This is a genomic window from Roseicella sp. DB1501 (assembly GCF_013112485.1).
Taxonomy (GTDB): domain Bacteria; phylum Pseudomonadota; class Alphaproteobacteria; order Acetobacterales; family Acetobacteraceae; genus Paracraurococcus.
This window is the reverse complement of record NZ_JABFHG010000003.1, coordinates 183,345-198,617: the sequence shown is the minus strand read 5'-3', so window position 1 is coordinate 198,617 and position 15,273 is coordinate 183,345. Positions and strand designations below refer to the sequence as shown.

Below are 15,273 nucleotides of genomic sequence, written 5' to 3'. Positions count from 1 at the left end.
TGGGTCCTCGGTTCAGTCGGCGGTGGCGCCGGAAAGGCGGACGATCTCCGCCCAGCGCGGGATCTCGGCGCGGATGAAGCTGGCGAATTGCTCCGGCGTGCTCGGCGCCGGCTCGCTGCCCTGCTCGGCCAGCCGCGCCCGCAGCGCCTCGCTCCGCAAGGCGGCGTTGGTCTCGGCGGAGAGCCGGGCGACGGCGGCGGGGGGCGTTCCGGCCGGCGCGAGGATGCCGTTCCAGAGCGGGATCTCGAAGCCCGGCAGCGTCTCGGCGAGCGCCGGCACCTCGGGCAGCAGCGGCGAGCGGCGGGCGGTCGTCACCGCCAGCGGCCGCAGCTCGCCCGCCCGCACCGCGCCGATCACCTCGACCATGGGGGAGGCGATCATCTGGATCTTGCCGGCGATCAGGTCGGTCGCCGCCGGCGCGCCGCCGCGATAGGGCACGTGCACCAGCGTGATGCCCGCCCGCGCGGCGAAGCTCGCCGCCGCCAGGTGCAGCGAGGTGCCGGCGCCGGCGCTGCCGTAGAAGACCTGCCCGGGATGCGCCTTCGCATAGGCGATCAGCTCCGGGATGCTGCGCACCGGCAGGCCGGGATGCACCACGATCAGGTTCGGGATGAAGGCGACCTGCGAGACCGGGGCGAAGTCCTGCAGCGTGTCGAAGGGCAGGCTGCGGTAGAGGGCGCGGTTCGCGGCCAGCGTGCTGCTGACGCCGAAGAGCAGCGTATGCCCGTCGGGCGTCGCCCGTGCCGCCGCCTCGGCCGAGATGTTGCCGGCCGCGCCGGGGCGGTTCTCGACCAGCACCGGCTGGCCGAGCCGGTCGGAGAGCGCCTGCGCCACCAGCCGGGCGGTGACGTCGCTGCTGCCGCCGGCGGCGAAGCCGACTAGCAGGCGGACCGGCCGCTCCGGCGCCCAGGCGGGCGCCTGGGCGCGCGCCGCCGCCGGCACGGCGAGCCCGGCCAGCAGCAGCGCACGGCGCCTCATTGCAGATGCGCCGCCGGGCCGAGGATGGCCTCGCGCATCCGCGCCTGCAGGATCGAGGCCTCGCGCGGCGGCAGCACCAGCGGCAGGGAGGCGTCGTCGATCTTCACCTGGGCGAAGAGCGGCCCGGCGCCGCCGCGGATGGCGTCGCGCAGCGCCAGCACCTCGTCCGGCTTGTCCACCCGCCGGGCGTCGGTAATGCCGGCCGCCCGGGCCATGCCGGCGAGGTCGACGCCGTGACGCGTCGCCGTCTCCTGCATGCCGGTCTCGCCGTAATGCTCGTTGTCGAGCACGACGACCGAGAGGTTGCGCGGCTGCTTGGTGGCGATGGTGGCGAGGCTGCCGATGCCCATCAGCATCTCGCCGTCGCCGGTGATGACCAGCACCCGGCGCGAGGGCTGCGCCAGCGCCAGGCCGAGGCCCATCATCGCCGCGCCCCCCATGCCGCCCCAGAGCGGCAGGTTCAGCGGGCTGTCGCCGGCGGCGGTGATGTCCCAGGCCGGCGCGCCAAGGCCGCCGATCGCCAGCATGTCGCCGCGCTCGGCGAGCAGCGCCCGCACCACGGAACGCCGCTCCAGCCGGCCGCTCTTGCCGAGTTCGATCGCATCGAGGCTCATCGCTCGCCCCCTACTTGCCGAAGGTCTTGGCGCCGATGACGCGCTGGCCGATCAGCGTGGCGGTCGGGCGGAAGGTGTTGAAGGCGAGGCGCAGCGTCGCATCCACGGTGGGGGCGATGTCGGCCGGCGTGTCGGCGCGCTTCACCAGCGTGCCCATCGCCTCCAGCACCGCGCCGGTCGCGTTGCCCATCGGCACCTGGAACGGGTTGAACTCGCCGAACTCGCCCCGCATGGTCACGATCATCGGGCAGGGCGTGCGGTGGGCGATCGGCACCGAGAGCATGTTGATGCAATTGCCGACGCCCGAGCTCTGCATCAGCAGCACGCCCTTCTCGCCGCCCAGCCAGGCGCCGAAGAGCATGGCGATGCCCTCCTCCTCGGTGGTCAGCGTCACCACCTGCATGTCGTTGTCGGCGAGGCAGCGGCGGATCAGCCGGGCATGGCCGGCATCCGGCACCAGCGCCACCTGGCGGATGCCGTGCTGCTTCAACAGGTCGTAGATCTGGTCGGGCCAATCGGCCGCCGCATCCGGCGCCGATTCCAGCGTGTCGCGCTGCATGCATTTCCCCTCGGGCTTGGCCAAGCTTCCCGCGCCGGGCGCCCGCTGGCAAGAGCGGGCCCCCGGCCGCTTCAGCCGAGCCCGATGCGGCGGCGGAACTCCTCCTCGCGCATCGAGACATCGGTGCCGTGCAGGTCGTCCGCCGCCTCGGTGCAGAGATAGACCAGGCCGCGCACCGCATGCTCGACCGGCGAGAGATCGGCGCGCGGGATCTGGCTGATGACGTTCATGCCCGAGGCGCGGATCTTCACCTGCATCTCGGTGTCGATGGTCCCGGGCGAGAAGCCGAAGACGCGCACACCCCGGCCCGCCGTCTCCAGTGCGATGGCGCGGGTGAGCATGGCGAGCCCCGCCTTGCCCGAGCAATAGGCGCTCCAGCCCTCGAGCGGCCGGTATGCGGCGCCGGAGGAGACGTCGACGATGGTCCCGCCGCCGCCCGCCAGCATCCCCGGCAGCACCGCCCGCACCACGTGGTAGGCGCCGGTGAGGTTGATCTCGATGTTGCGGGCCCAGGCGGCGGGGTCGGAGGTGGCGATCTCGGCGATCGGCTCGATGACGCCGGCATTGTTCACCAGGATCTGCAGCCCGCCGAAGCGCTCCCGCGTCGCCGCGACCAGCCGCTCCACCGCAGCATAGTCCGAGACGTCGCAAGCGGCCGAGGCGGCGCGGTCGCCCTCGGCCGCGATGCCCTCGGCCACCGCCGCCACCGCGGCGCCGTCGCGCGCCGCCAGCATCACCGCCACGCCGCGCGCCGCCAGCGCCCGCGCCACGCCCTCGCCGAGCCCCCGGCTGGCGCCGGTGACCAGCGCCACCTTGTCCTTCAACGCGTCCATCCTTGCCTCCCTCTCGCGGTTCAGCCCTGCCGCGCCGCCGCGATCGCCTGGCGCGCCGCCGCCGCGGCCCGCCGCACCCGCTCCTCCGGCCCCATGGTCCGGGCGAGCGTCACGGTCGGGATCTCGAGGCTCACCAGCAGCTCCGGCGGCAGGGCGCGGATCAGCGGCGCCAGGGCAAGCCCGCCCTCGCCCGGAAACAGTCGTTCCTCCCGCGCCGTGTGCAGCAGCCCCTCGGTGGTGCCCGGATGCGCCGCCGGCGCGTCGCAGAGCTGCCAGTAATGCAGCCAGCCGCGCGGCACCGCGGCGAGGTCCCCGACACGGCTGCGCGAGCGGTCGAAGTGCAGGGCATCGACCAGCACGCCGGCATTCGGCTGCGCCGCTTCGCGCACCACCCGGATGGCGGCAGCGAGGTCCGGCACCGCGGTCCAGGGCATGAACTCCAGGTCGGCGGTCAGGCCGAAGCCGGCCGCGGCTTGGCAAAAGCCGGCGAAGCTGGCGGCGAGCCGCGCCGGCTCCGGGTCGTAGCCGGCGACCAGCACATGCCGCGCGCCGAGCCGCGCCCCGGCCTCGAGGACGGGCAGGAAGCCGGCGATCTCCGTCTCCGGCCGCAGCATGACGATCTCGAGGTCGGCGACCGCGACGCCGGTCTCTGCCATCGCCGCCAGCGTCTCCCGCATCAGGGCCGGATCGTCCTGCAGCGGGTAGCCAGCGGCGCCGGGGGCCACCGGCAGCAGCCGCAGCCCGGCAGCGGCGCAGCCCGCCCCGGCCGCGACCCGCAGCACCGCCGGCGGCGGCAGGTCGAGCACGGTCAGATGCGCAAGGGCGAGGGCCGGCTGCATCCGACGTTACCTGAGCGGCGGGGCGGCGACCGGCAAGGCGGCGCCGATGCTGATGAAGTGCGTGGCGCGTTCGCAGCGCTGCATGGTCGTATCCCCCGGCCGGCCGGGATGGTGGTCCGGCCCCGCCTGCCGCGCAACCGGGCCCGCTCGGCTCAGCCGAGGCCGCGCCAGAGCAGCTCCGCCCCCAGCCCCAGCAGACCGAGGAAGAAGCAGAGGCGGAAGGTGGCCGGCCGCACCCGGGCCCGCAGCCAGCCGCCGAGCGCCATGCCGGCCAGCGCCGGCAGCAGGGCGAGCAGCGAGACCCCGGCCAGCTGCGCCGGCAGCGCGCCATGCCAGGCGAGACCCAGCGCCAGGGCCAGGGTCGAGACGGTGAAGGAGAGGCCGAGCGCCTGCACCAATTCATCCCGCTCCAGCCCGAGGGAGCCGAGATAGGGCACGGCGGGGATGACGAAGACGCCCGTCGCGCCGGTCACCAGCCCGGTCGCGGCGCCGACCAGAGGCCCGGCCCAGGGCTCGGCGCGCGGCGGCAGGCGCAGCCGCGGCGCCAGCAGCCCGACCACCCCGTAGAGGATCAGGGCACCGCCGAGCCCGGCCGTCGCCGCGCCGCCGCCATGGCCGGCGATCAGCCCCGAACCGGCGAGGGTGCCGGCCAGGATGCCCAGCATCATCAGCCGCAGCCGGTGCAGCAGCGCGCCGAAGCACGGCCCGGCGAGGAGCTGCCAGAGATTCGTCACCAGCGAAGGCACCAGCAGCAGCGCCGCGGCCTGGGCCGGTGGCATGACGAGGCCGAGCAGCCCCATCGCGACGGTCGGCAGGCCGAGGCCGATGACGCCCTTCACCAGTCCGGCCAGCAGAAACGTCGCGGTCACGAGCAGCAGGGTGGGGAGCGCGTCGGTCATGGGCCGGAATGCTGCGGCCGGGCGGGCTCGCCCCACAATGCGGGAGTGGCATAGCCTGCCTTCGTCAGAGACGAAGGCAGGCCAGGTGCATTTCGACCTCACCGACCTCCGCCTGTTCCTCGCCATCGCCGAGGCGGGCAGCATCACGGCGGGCGCCGGGCGGGCAGGGCTCGCCCTCGCCTCGGCCAGCGCCCGGGTCCGCGGCATGGAGGCGCAGGCCGGGCTGCCGCTGCTCGAGCGCAGCCGCCGCGGCGTGGTGCCGACGCCGGCCGGCCGGGCGCTGCTGCACCATGCGCGGCTGGTCGCCGGGCAGGTGGAGCGGATGCGCGGCGAGCTCGGCGACTATGCGCGCGGGCTGAAGGGGCATGTGCGGCTGCTCGCCAACACCGCCGCAGCGGCGGAATTCCTGCCCGAACCGCTGGCCCGCTTCCTCGCCGCCAACCCGAACATCGACATCGACCTCGACGAGCGGCCGAGCCCGGAGGTGGCGCGGGCGGTCGCGGAAGGGCTGGCCGAGCTCGGCATCGCCGCCGGCCATGCCGATCTCTCCGGCCTGGAGGCGCGGCCCTTCCGGGACGATCGGCTGGTGCTAGTGGTGCCGCGCGACCATGCGCTGGCCGGGCGCGGCGAGGTCGGCTTCGCCGAGGCGCTCGGCAGCGACCTCATTGGCCTCGCCGGCGACACCGCGCTCGGCGAGCATCTCGACGGCCATGCGGCGCGCAGCGGGGTGCGGATGCGGCTGCGCCTGCGGGTGCGCGGGCTGGAGACCGCCTGCCGCATGGTGGCGGCGGGCGCCGGCATCGCCGTAGTGCCGGCGGTGACGGCCGGGCGCTTCGCCGCGACGGGCGCGCTCGCCATGCTGCGCCTGGCCGACCCCTGGGCGGAGCGGCGGCTGCTGCTGGTGACACGGCGGGGCGCGGCGCTGCCCTCGCATGCCCGGCGGCTGGTAGAGCACCTGGTCGGTGGGTAACGCTTATTCCCCGATGTTGAGCAGCGCGCCGCGCACCCGCGCGCCCTGGAACTGCCGCATGAAGATCCAGCCCATCACCGCCAGCCAGAGCGCGTCCAGCAGGAAGGCCGCCAGCAGGTGGCCCCAGGCGATCTGGTGCTGCAGCAGCGCCATGCGCATGCCCTCGAAGACATGCGCCGCCGGCAGGGCCAGCGCCACCGGCTGCAGCCAGGCCGGCAGGATCGCCACGGGGTAGAAGACCGCGGCAACGGGCGTCAGCCCGAACAGCACCGACCAGGCCAGCGCCTCCGCCCCCGCGCCGTAGCGGAGGAGAAGCGAGGTGACGCCGAGCGCGACGGCCCATCCCATCATCAGCAGCGCGGCGAAGAAGGCGACCACCACCGGGCCCATGGCGAAGAGGCCGAAGGCGTAGAGCAGCCAGGCCAGCAGCACCGCCGGGGTGACGCCGACGATCACCCGGATCACACTCATCGCCATCAGCCCCGCCACCAGCTCGCGCGGCCGCAGCGGGCTGACGAAGACATGGCCGAGGTTGCGCGACCAGATCTCCTCGAGGAAGGAGATGGAGAAGCCCATCTGGCTGCGCAGCGCCACCTCCCAGAGCAGCACGCCGCCGAGCAGCACGCCGGCGGCGACGCTGGTGACGTCGTTCTGCACGCCGGCGAGATAGGCGGTGACGAAGCCCCAGACGATCATCTGCAGGACCGGCCAGTACATCAGCTCCAGCACCCGCGGCCAGGAGCGGCGGTAGAGGGCGAGATGGCGGTAGACCAGGCCCCAGATGCGGCGCAGCGCGGCGCGCCCCTCGTCGAGCAGGCTTGTCTGCCCTGTGGCCTGCCCCGTCTCCGGCCTCATGCCGGCATCTCCTCGCGCCGGCGACCGCGGGCGATGTCGAGGAACACCTCCTCCAGGTCGTCGCGGCCGTATTTCTCGAGCAGCGAGGCCGGGCTGCCCTGGTCCACCACCTGGCCCTGCTTCAGCATCAGCACATGCGCGCAGAGCCGCTCCACCTCGCCCATGTTGTGGCTGGCGAGCAGGATGGAGCAGCCGGTCTCAGCCCGGTAGCGCTCCAGCCAGCTCCGCACCCAGTCGCCGGTATCGGGGTCGAGGCTGGCGGTCGGCTCGTCGAGCAGCAGCAGCTCGGGGCGGTTGACCAGCGCCTTGGCGAGCGCGACGCGCGTCTTCTGCCCGGCCGAGAGCTGCCCCGCCGGCCGGTCGAGCAGCTCGGTGAGCTGGAGCTGCGCCGCCAGTTCGGCGATGCGCTTCTCGGCCAACGGCACGTCGTAGAGATGCGCGTAGACCCGCAGGTTCTCACCCACCGAGAGGCGCGAGGGCAGGGCGATGTAGGGCGAGGAGAAGTTCATCCGCGCCAGCGCCGCGAAGCGGTTGCGCGCCATGTCGTGGCCGAGGCAGGTGATGCGGCCGGCGCTCGGCACCAGCAGGCCCAGCAGCATGGCGATGGTGGTGGTCTTACCGGCACCGTTGCCGCCGAGCAGGCCCCAGGTGGCGCCGCGCGGCATGGCGAAGGAGAGGTCCTCCACCGCCGGCGGCGCATCGGGCGCGTAGCGCTTGGTCAGGTGGTCGGCGAGGATCGCGGGCGCACCGGCGGCCGGTTGGGCGGGGACTGGCTTGGTCATTGCGCCCGATATGCGGGCGGCGTGGGGCTACGCCAACCCGCATTCGGCCGCCGCATCGCTCGCCAACCGGCCCGATGCGGCCGGATACGCGTGCTGGATGCGCCTACTTCCCGGTCCAGGCGATCCCCTTCTCCGCGGTGAAGGACAGGGTCGAGACGTAGCGGATCTTGGCATAGGCGCCGTCGCCGCTGCCGCCGGGGCTGTCCACCACATGCACCGCCTCGGCGACGTAGCGGCCGGCCCAGGGCGTCTCGAAGCTCACCCGCCCCGTCGTGTCGGTGCGCAGCCGGCGCTCCCAGCGCGGCGGCGCGACCAGCGTGACCTCGGTGCGGGGCAGCGGCTCGCCGCGCAGCAGCAGGACGAAGTTGTTGCCGCCGGCCGCGACGGGAACCAGCTCCAGATCCATCGCGTGGCGCGTCTCCGTCCGGCCCTCGCGGGCGAGCATGACGGATTTCACCTTTTCGGCGCCGGGGCGGCCGAAAGGCGGCAGGCCGTCCTCGATCATCCGCACGTCGCCGGCGCCGCGCGGCAGGGCGACGGCGAAATGGTCTGCCTGCCGCTGCGCCGGCAGCGGGGAGGCCGGGTCGGCGACGAAGACCTTCGGGTTCGGGATGCGGTCGAGCAGCCCGCCGGTGCGCTCGCGCTGGTTCTCGACCGGCTCGCCGAAATAGAGGCGCGCGGCATCGCCCTCGCGTTCCAGCCAGAGCTGGTGCGCGGTGGCGGGCAGGGCCAGCGCGACGGGAATGGCGGCCAGGGCGGCCAGCAGCAGGCGTCTCGGCATGGGGGCTCTTCTCCGGGAGCGATGATCAGGCGACGAGGATTGGCCAAGCCAGCAGCCCGGCCAGCGGCAGCAGCGGCCCGAGCCAGAGCGCGAGCCGCGGCGCATAGGGAATGAGGAGGATCAGGCCGAGCCCGGCGGCGGTCAGCAGGCCGAGCCAGCTGACGAGGCCGATGCCGGTGCCCCAGAGGGCGAGGCAGGGCAGCAGCGACAGGCCGAGCAGCCCCCAGCCCAGGCCGCGCAGCAGCCGGCGCCGCGCCGTGGCGGGCCGGCCGCCTAGCAGCTCGGCATGGTGGCGGTCCATGGCGAGGCTGAGGCCGAGGAAGCCGGCATAGGCGAGGCCGAAGCCGAGCAGCGCCATCACGCCCCCTCCGCCCGCGCCAGCCGCGCGCCGCGCAGCGCCTGCCGCGCCGGGGCACGGTGGACCAGCCGCCAGGCGAGATAGCCGAGCAGCAGGCCGAGCCCGGCCGCCACCAGGTCGGTGCCGGCCATCGCCCAGTCGCCCGCCGGCAGGCTCGCGCCGAGATGCCGGTCGGTGGTCAGCAGGTTGAGGACCGGCAGCAGCAGGCCGAGCAGCGCCGCGGCGCCGAACTGCGCCGCCCAGCTCCGCAGGCCGGGCCAGAGCACCGCCTGCAGCCCCGCCAGCGCCCAGATCAGGAAGAAGCAGCGCACCTCCCACTCGGCGCGGTCGGCCAGGTGCAGCGGCAGCAGGCGGTTCGCCCAGAGGAAGCCGAACATCGCGGTCGGCAGCCCGGCGATGGTGGCGAGGTTCAGCGCCTCCACCAGCCGCAGGCCGAAGCCGGCGCGGCCGTTCCGCGCATGGCGGTGGCGGTGCTTGGCGGCCCAGAGCACGAGGCCGGTCGCCACCATCGCGGTGCCCGCCAGGCCGGAGAGGAAGAACAGCCCGCGCAGCAGCGGCGAGGCGAAGCGGCCGAGATGCAGCCCATAGGCGACGCCGCGCGTCGCCGCCGCCGCCGCCGCCTCGCCGCTCGCCGAGAGCAGCGTGCCGCGCAGGCCGTCGAAGGTCAGGGTCTGCGGATTGGCGGAGATGCTCTCGGCATCGCGCCGCGTCATGCGGATGACGGCGCTGGCATCGCCCGGCTGCTGCACGTCGATGCGGCCCGGCGGCCCGCCCCAGCGGCGCGTCGCCTCGTCCAGCAGGGGCGCGATGGGGGTCAGCGGCGCCGGCTGGTTGGCCCGCTTCACCAACGCCGCGGTGCCGAAGACGTCGTTCACGAAGGCCTGCCGGTCGCCCTGATAGGCCGCCTGGATGCCCCAGGGCATGTACATCACCATCAGGGTGATCAGCCCGGTATAGGTGATCATCAGGTGATAGGGCAGCGCCAGCACCCCGAGGGCGTTGTGCGCGTCCAGCCAGGAGCGGCCGGCGCCCTTGCCGGGGCGGAAGGTGAAGAAGTCGGCGAAGATCCGCCGATGCGTGACGATGCCGCTGATGATGGCGACCAGCATCATCATGGCGCAGAAGCCGACGATCCAGCGGCCCCAGAGCGGCGCCATGTGCAGCTCGAAATGGAAGCGGTAGAAGAAATTGCCGCCCAGGCTCTCGCGCGTCCGCACCGGCTCGCCCGTCGCCGGGTCGAGCACCGCCGTGGCGAAGCGCCTGGCGCCCGGCTCGCGCCAGAAGACGCGCAGCTCGCCGCCACGCTCGTCCGGCGGGGAGATGATCCAGCTCGGCGAGTTCGGCGCGGTGCGCTGCAGCGTCTCGATCGCCAGCCGCACCGGCTCGGCGCCGGGCGCCGCGGCCTGCAGCTCCGGCCGCATCCAGGCGGAGATCTCGTTGCGGAAATAGCTCGCCGTGCCGGTGAGGAAGACGGCGAAGAGGATCCAGCCGACCAGCAGGCCGGACCAGATGTGCAGCCAGGACATGCACTGGCGGAAGCCCTGCCTCATGCCAGCCCCCCGGTGAGCCAGAGCAGCGCGGCGAGCACCAGGACCGGCGGCAGCAGCCCGGCCCAGGCGCGGCCGGCGCTGCGCGCGGCGAAGACCCAGATCACGGCGCCGGCATAGATGAGGAAGCTCAGCATCATGCCGGTCAGCACCGCTTCGGCCCGGCTCGCCGGCAGCCAGGCGGCGAAGGCCGTCGCGACCAGCGCCGCCAGCGCATAGCCGCCGAGCACCGCGGCGATGGTGCGGGACAGCACGCCGGGCCAGTGCCAAGCCCGCAGCCGGCGCCAGCCGGCCGGGATGCGCGCGGCGAGGCTCACGGCCGCTCTTGCCCGGTGCGCCGGTCAGCCTGGGCGGGGTCCGGCGGAGAGGGGCGCGCGGCGGCCGGGCCCGCCGGCCAGGTCGGGCACCAGCCCCGGCAGCGTGCTGGGGAATGCTTCATTGCGTCGGTCACCACCGGCCTGTCTCGCCGGGCGACAACGCCGCCCGGTGCAGGCCAATTGCAACTGATTCTCAACTTGAGCAAGGGGGGTTGAGCCGCCCTGCGTCGGCCGTCCTGAGCTGGCGGTCGTCCGGATGCTGACCAGCCTCAGCGCCGCGGCTGCAACAGCCGGCCCTCGAACAGGGTCACCCCGGCCTCCCAGCCCCAGCCGATTGCCGCCGCCTGGTCAGCGCCGGTCAGCACCACGCGGCCATGCGGCAGCGCCGGCGCCAGGGCCGCCAGCGCCGGCGACCAGGCGAGGCGCAGCAGCTCCACCCCGCCTTCCGGGGACAGCGCCGGCCGCAATGCCGGCACCAGCGCCGGATCGGGCAGATCGAGCGCGAGGCGGTAGCCGCGGGCGCGGGCGAAATCCCGGGCGAAGGCGAAGCCCTCGGCATCCGCCAGCGCATCCTCGGCCGGCAGCGCCAGCACCGTCGCGGCGCGCAGGGCGGGATCGAGGCGGGCATCGAGGCGGAGGAACTCCGCCTCCCCCAGCGTCCGCGCCGCGAGACAAAGGCCGAGCGGGCCCGGCCCCGCCCCGCCGGGCCTCTCCCCAGGCCGCATAAGCTCGGCCAGCAGCCGCCGGTCCAGCAGCCGCCGCAGCCGGCGGGCGAGCCAGGGCGCCGCCGCCGGATCGGCCTCCGGCGCGATCACCGCGCGCAATTCCGGCCAGGCGAGACGCCACTCCTCCCAGGCAGGCTCCGGCGCCTCGGCGCCGCGGTCGAGGCGGCAGACCGGCCTTGGGCGCAGGAACCGCGCCAGGCTGGCGGCGTGCAGCACCTGCTCGAGCGAGGCGAGGTCGCCCGGCGTGAAATCCGCCGGCGGCAGGGCCGGCAGCGGCGCCGCCGGCGGCGGCCCGAGCGCGGCCTCGACCGCCGCGAGCAGCGCCGCCGCGTCGCGCGGCAGGTCGAGCAGGGCGTGCAGCCCGCTATCGGCCAGCATGTCCTCGCCCAGCACCACCGCCAGCACCGCCTCGGCATCGCGCAGATGCCGGCCGCCCGGCGGGGCGATGGCGACGAGGTCGCCATTCGGCAGTTCGAAGAGCCGGCTGCGCAGGGGCCGCAGCGCCGGCTCCAACGCCTCCCGCAGCAGCCGGTGGTGATGGCCGCGCCGCAGCGTCGGCGCCAGGCGCGAGAGGCGAAGATGCAGCGCCTGGCGCGGCACCTCGGCGGCGACGGCCTCGCGCACGAGCTGCGCCAGCGCCAGCGCATCGGCCGCGCTCCGCGCCTCGGCGGCCGGCCTGGATGGGGCGGGCCGCAGCGCCGTCATGCCGCGCCCGTCCGCAGCAGGCCGCCGGCGCGGGCGAAGGCCAGCGCCGCGGGATCGGCCCCGGCCTCGAGCATCAGCCGCGCCGGGCCGATCGCCCGCAGCCGCTCCGTCAGCTCGGGCGCCGCCAGCGCCGGCGACCAGCGCAACAGCAGGTGCGCCGCCGGCAGCGCCGCGGGGTCGACCAGGGCGAGCGTCGCCGCCTCCAGCCCCTCCAGCGCCACCGCCCAGCCGCGCTCCGCGAGACGGGCCTGGAAGCCGGTGAAATCCGGCCCGGCCGCAGCGGCGAGCGGCAGCACCCCGACGGCGCCGGGCCGCAGCGCCGGCACCGGCAGCGCATCCCGCGCCAACGGCACCAGCCGCAGGCCGGGCAGGTCGCAGGCCCAGGCGGCGAGGCCGGGGCGCAGCCGCGCCGCCATCCGCTCCATCGCCTGCGCCAGCAGGTCGGGATCCGCGGCGAGCGGGCCGATCGCCGCGGCCAGGCTGCGGCGGGACAGGCGCAGGCGCTGGCCATGCCGCTCGCCGGCGGCATCCCGGATCGTCTCGGCCCGCAGCACCGCCTCGGCGGACAGCGCCTCCAGCGCCGCATGCAACGATGCGGGAGAGGGGGGCACCGGCGGGGGCAGGAGATCCGGCGCCGGAACCTCGGCCGCCGCCCAGGCCAGCACCGCATCGGCATCGCGCGGTAGCCGCCAGACCGGCAGCGGCGCCTCCGCGCCGAGCAGCGTGCCGAGCGCCGCCGCCGCCCGGCGGCCGGTCGCCTCCGAGACGCCGAGCAGCAGCGTGCCGCCCGCCGCGCGCAGCAGGCCGCCGCCGCCCATCGCCGCGGCATCCCGCAGGATCGCCTCGGCCATGCGGCGGCGGGGCAGGCCGGCGCGGAGTCGCGGATGGTCCGGCAGCAGCAGCGCCGCCCGCCCCTGCGCCGCCGGCAGGGCGGCCAGGACGGCGGCATGCAGCGTCGGGACCTGGCGCAGGCCCAGCAGGCCGGCGGGCGGGAGGGCGGCGAGGGCGATGCCGGTGCCGCCAGCGGTCATGGTCATGGTCATGCGCAGTCCTTGCGCGATGCGGCGCGGCGGGGGACCCAATTCCTGTTTTCAGTGATCGTCATCCGATCAGACGATCGCGCCCGGCAGCATGAAACTGCTCTGCGAACAACGAGATAGAGCGCATTCCACCGTTCCGGTCGGGGCGAATGCGCTCTAAGGTCGCGCCGGATGGTTAAGGACGCGATAGCGCCCGGCGCCCTGCGCCCCGGGCTCCGCATCTATGCGATCGGCGACGTGCACGGCTGCGCCGACCGGTTGGCGGGGCTGCATGCCGAGATCGCCCGCGATGCCCGCGACCGTCCGGCGGACACGGTGGTGATCGTCCATCTCGGCGACTACGTGGACCGCGGCGCGGACAGCGCCGGCGTGCTGCAGCGGCTGCTGGCGCCCGCCCCCGTGCCGGGCGCCGAGATGGTGACGCTGCTCGGCAACCACGAGGCCATGATGCGCGAGGCCTGCGACCCGCGGGCGCCGGCCGATGCGCTGCCCTACTGGCTGGAGAATGGCGGCGCGGCGACGCTGGCCAGCTACGGCACCTCGGCCACGGACCCGGATTTCCGCGCCGCCATCCCGCCCGCGCATCTGGCGCTGCTGCATCGCTGCCCGCTGCGCTGGGCGGCGGGCGACTATCTCTTCGTCCATGCCGGCATCCGGCCGGAGGTCGCGCTCGACCGCCAGGACCCCTTCGACCTGATCTGGATCCGCGAGCCCTTCCTCTCCTTCGACGGCGACCTGCCGCAGATCGTGGTGCACGGGCACACCCCGGCGCCGGCGCCGGTCATCCGGTCGCACCGCATCGGCATCGACACCGGCGCCTGCTTCGGGGGTATGCTCACCTGCCTGGTGCTGGAGGGGCAGCGGCTGCGTTTCCTGGTCGGCTGAGCCGGCATCGGTCGGCAGCCGGCACGGTCAGCCCTGCGCAACAATTTTGCCGGCAGGCTCTGCCGCTTCGAATCGAGGTCCCGTGCCTTGCACCTTGACCCGCGACTGCGCTACCGCAGAGAGATGCACGGACCCGCGCCCGCCCCCCGCCCCGGCCCACCTGGTCCGTTGCCCGCCGTGCTGTCCGATGCCGTCCGCCAGCTGAAGCGCGGCACCGTCCTGGTGGTCGGCGACGCCATGCTCGACCGCTACGTCTATGGCCGGGTCGAGCGGGTGAGCCGTGAGGCACCCGTTCCGGTTCTGTCGGTGGAACGCGAGGTGGCGCTGCCCGGCGGCGCCGGCAATGTCGTGCGGAACCTGACCGCGCTCGGCGCCGCCGTCGCCTTCGTCTCGGTGGTGGGCGACGACCAGGCCGGCAGCGACCTCACCGGGCTGATCGGCGGTCAGCCGGGCGTCGAGCCCTGGCTGCTGGTGCAGGGCGGCCGCGCCACCACGACCAAGACCCGCTTCGTCGCCACCGGCCAGCAGTTGCTGCGCGCCGATCACGAGCAGACCGCGGCCATCCACCAGCGCCTCGCCGACCGGCTGGTGCGCATCGCCGGCGACGCGGTCGCGGCGACCGCGGTGATGGTGCTCTCCGACTACCGCAAGGGCGTGCTCGCCGGCGACACGCCCACGCGCCTCATCGCCGCGGCGCGCACCGCCGGGCGGCGGGTGCTGGTCGATCCGAAGGGCGGCGACCATGCGCGCTATGCCGGCGCCGACCTCATCATGCCCGATATCGAGGAGTTGGCCGAGGCGACCGGCCTGCCCACCGCCACCGAGGCGGAGATCGCCGCCGCCGCCGCCGCGCTGCGCCGCACGCACGGCTTCGGCGCGGTCATGGTCCAGCGCGGCGAGCAGGGCGTGACGCTGATCGAGGGCGAGGCCGAGGGCGAGACCGTCCAGCACATGCCGAGCGACGTGGCGGAGCTGGTCGATCCGTCCGGCGCCGGCGATGCCGTGGTGGCGGTGGCCGCGGCCGGCCTCGCCGCCGGGCTGCCGATGCCGGTCATCGCCCGCCTCGGCGCGCTGGCGGCCGGCATCGTGCTCGGCAAGACCGGCATCACCGTGGTGCGGGAGGACGAGTTCCTCGAGGTGCTGACCCCCGGCCGCCTCGCCACGCGCAAGCTGGTGACGCGCTCCGAGGCGGCGGAGCGGGTGGAGCGCTGGCGCCGCGCCGGTTGCCGCGTTGGCTTCCTGGTCTGCCGCGGGGCGGAGGGGGCGGCCGAGCTGGTGACCGGGGCGCGGAGCTGGTGCGATCGGCTGGTGGTGGCGCTCGGCGATGCCGATCCCGCGGCGGCGGCGCTGGCGGAGCTGCCGGGCGCCGACCTGATCGCCCGCTTCGGGGCCGAGACGCCGCTGGAGCTGATCCGCCTGCTGCGCCCGGACGTGCTGGTGCAGGCCCCGGGCAGCAACGCCTTCAGCCAGCCGGGCGGCGAAGTGGTGCAGGAATGGGGCGGCACGGTGCGCAACGCCACGCCCGAGGTCGCGGCGCCGACCGCGGCTTAATCCGGCACTGGACCATGATCCGCTCACACAGGGTC

The 15,273-nt window shown here is 74.9% G+C and carries 17 protein-coding genes; 3 read left to right on the top strand and 14 right to left on the bottom strand.

Translation table 11 applies throughout. The annotated features are described in order from the left end of the window. Window positions 1-12: 12 nt before the first annotated feature. The 6 genes from HJG45_RS07225 to HJG45_RS07200 form a co-directional block, all read right to left on the bottom strand. Complete coding sequence (locus HJG45_RS07225; protein WP_171611431.1) at window positions 13-978, bottom strand: tripartite tricarboxylate transporter substrate binding protein; 966 nt, start codon at window positions 976-978, stop codon at window positions 13-15. Beyond that, complete coding sequence (locus HJG45_RS07220; protein ID WP_171611430.1) at window positions 975-1,592, bottom strand: thiamine pyrophosphate-dependent enzyme; 618 nt, start codon at window positions 1,590-1,592, stop codon at window positions 975-977. Before HJG45_RS07220 ends, HJG45_RS07225 begins: the two co-directional genes overlap by 4 nt. 10 nt (window positions 1,593-1,602) lie before the next feature. Next, a complete protein-coding gene (locus HJG45_RS07215; protein WP_171611429.1) occupies window positions 1,603-2,151 on the bottom strand; it encodes a thiamine pyrophosphate-binding protein in 549 nt (182 codons plus the stop codon). A gap of 71 nt (window positions 2,152-2,222) precedes the next feature. Continuing rightward, the gene (locus HJG45_RS07210; protein ID WP_171611428.1) at window positions 2,223-2,984 is read right to left on the bottom strand and encodes an SDR family NAD(P)-dependent oxidoreductase; all 762 of its coding nucleotides are present in this window, start codon (window positions 2,982-2,984) and stop codon (window positions 2,223-2,225) included. Between the two features lie 20 nt (window positions 2,985-3,004). After that, window positions 3,005-3,823, bottom strand: a complete 819-nt coding sequence (locus tag HJG45_RS07205; protein ID WP_171611427.1) for a sugar phosphate isomerase/epimerase — start codon at window positions 3,821-3,823, stop codon at window positions 3,005-3,007. Between the two features lie 152 nt (window positions 3,824-3,975). Further along, window positions 3,976-4,722 (bottom strand): sulfite exporter TauE/SafE family protein, encoded by a 747-nt coding sequence (locus HJG45_RS07200; RefSeq protein WP_171611426.1) that lies wholly within the window; start codon window positions 4,720-4,722, stop codon window positions 3,976-3,978. 85 nt (window positions 4,723-4,807) lie between these two features. On the opposite strand from HJG45_RS07200, the gene HJG45_RS07195 reads away from it, so the two are divergent. Next, on the top strand, window positions 4,808-5,692 hold the full coding sequence (locus HJG45_RS07195) for a LysR substrate-binding domain-containing protein (RefSeq protein WP_171611425.1): 885 nt from the start codon (window positions 4,808-4,810) through the stop codon (window positions 5,690-5,692). A 3-nt stretch (window positions 5,693-5,695) separates the two neighbouring features. Here HJG45_RS07195 and HJG45_RS07190 read toward each other — a convergent pair whose 3' ends face one another. The 8 genes from HJG45_RS07190 to HJG45_RS07155 form a co-directional block, all read right to left on the bottom strand. Further along, window positions 5,696-6,547, bottom strand: coding sequence for an ABC transporter permease (locus tag HJG45_RS07190; protein WP_171611424.1), 852 nt, complete (start codon window positions 6,545-6,547; stop codon window positions 5,696-5,698). Continuing rightward, complete coding sequence (locus tag HJG45_RS07185) at window positions 6,544-7,329, bottom strand: ABC transporter ATP-binding protein (RefSeq protein WP_171611423.1); 786 nt, start codon at window positions 7,327-7,329, stop codon at window positions 6,544-6,546. The genes HJG45_RS07190 and HJG45_RS07185 overlap by 4 nt, the downstream gene beginning before the upstream one ends. 103 nt (window positions 7,330-7,432) lie before the next feature. Further along, complete coding sequence (locus tag HJG45_RS07180) at window positions 7,433-8,110, bottom strand: DUF4198 domain-containing protein (protein WP_171611422.1); 678 nt, start codon at window positions 8,108-8,110, stop codon at window positions 7,433-7,435. A 25-nt stretch (window positions 8,111-8,135) separates the two neighbouring features. Continuing rightward, on the bottom strand, window positions 8,136-8,468 hold the full coding sequence (locus HJG45_RS07175; RefSeq protein WP_171611421.1) for a DUF3325 domain-containing protein: 333 nt from the start codon (window positions 8,466-8,468) through the stop codon (window positions 8,136-8,138). After that, complete coding sequence (locus HJG45_RS07170) at window positions 8,468-10,018, bottom strand: PepSY domain-containing protein (protein ID WP_217362857.1); 1,551 nt, start codon at window positions 10,016-10,018, stop codon at window positions 8,468-8,470. The genes HJG45_RS07175 and HJG45_RS07170 overlap by 1 nt, the downstream gene beginning before the upstream one ends. Continuing rightward, window positions 10,015-10,332: a DUF3649 domain-containing protein gene (locus HJG45_RS07165; RefSeq protein WP_368040534.1), complete on the bottom strand. Its 318-nt coding sequence runs from the start codon at window positions 10,330-10,332 to the stop codon at window positions 10,015-10,017. The genes HJG45_RS07170 and HJG45_RS07165 overlap by 4 nt, the downstream gene beginning before the upstream one ends. Window positions 10,333-10,601: 269 nt before the next feature. Beyond that, on the bottom strand, window positions 10,602-11,762 hold the full coding sequence (locus tag HJG45_RS07160; protein ID WP_171611420.1) for a hypothetical protein: 1,161 nt from the start codon (window positions 11,760-11,762) through the stop codon (window positions 10,602-10,604). Then, window positions 11,759-12,805, bottom strand: coding sequence for a hypothetical protein (locus HJG45_RS07155; RefSeq protein WP_171611419.1), 1,047 nt, complete (start codon window positions 12,803-12,805; stop codon window positions 11,759-11,761). Before HJG45_RS07155 ends, HJG45_RS07160 begins: the two co-directional genes overlap by 4 nt. Window positions 12,806-12,973: 168 nt before the next feature. Between HJG45_RS07155 and HJG45_RS07150 the strand changes: the two genes are divergently transcribed. Together HJG45_RS07150 and HJG45_RS07145 are read left to right on the top strand one after the other, a co-directional pair. Continuing rightward, window positions 12,974-13,687: a metallophosphoesterase family protein gene (locus tag HJG45_RS07150; protein ID WP_171611418.1), complete on the top strand. Its 714-nt coding sequence runs from the start codon at window positions 12,974-12,976 to the stop codon at window positions 13,685-13,687. 177 nt (window positions 13,688-13,864) lie between these two features. Next, window positions 13,865-15,238 (top strand): bifunctional heptose 7-phosphate kinase/heptose 1-phosphate adenyltransferase, encoded by a 1,374-nt coding sequence (locus tag HJG45_RS07145; protein ID WP_368040533.1) that lies wholly within the window; start codon window positions 13,865-13,867, stop codon window positions 15,236-15,238. The last annotated feature ends 35 nt before the right edge of the window (window positions 15,239-15,273 follow it).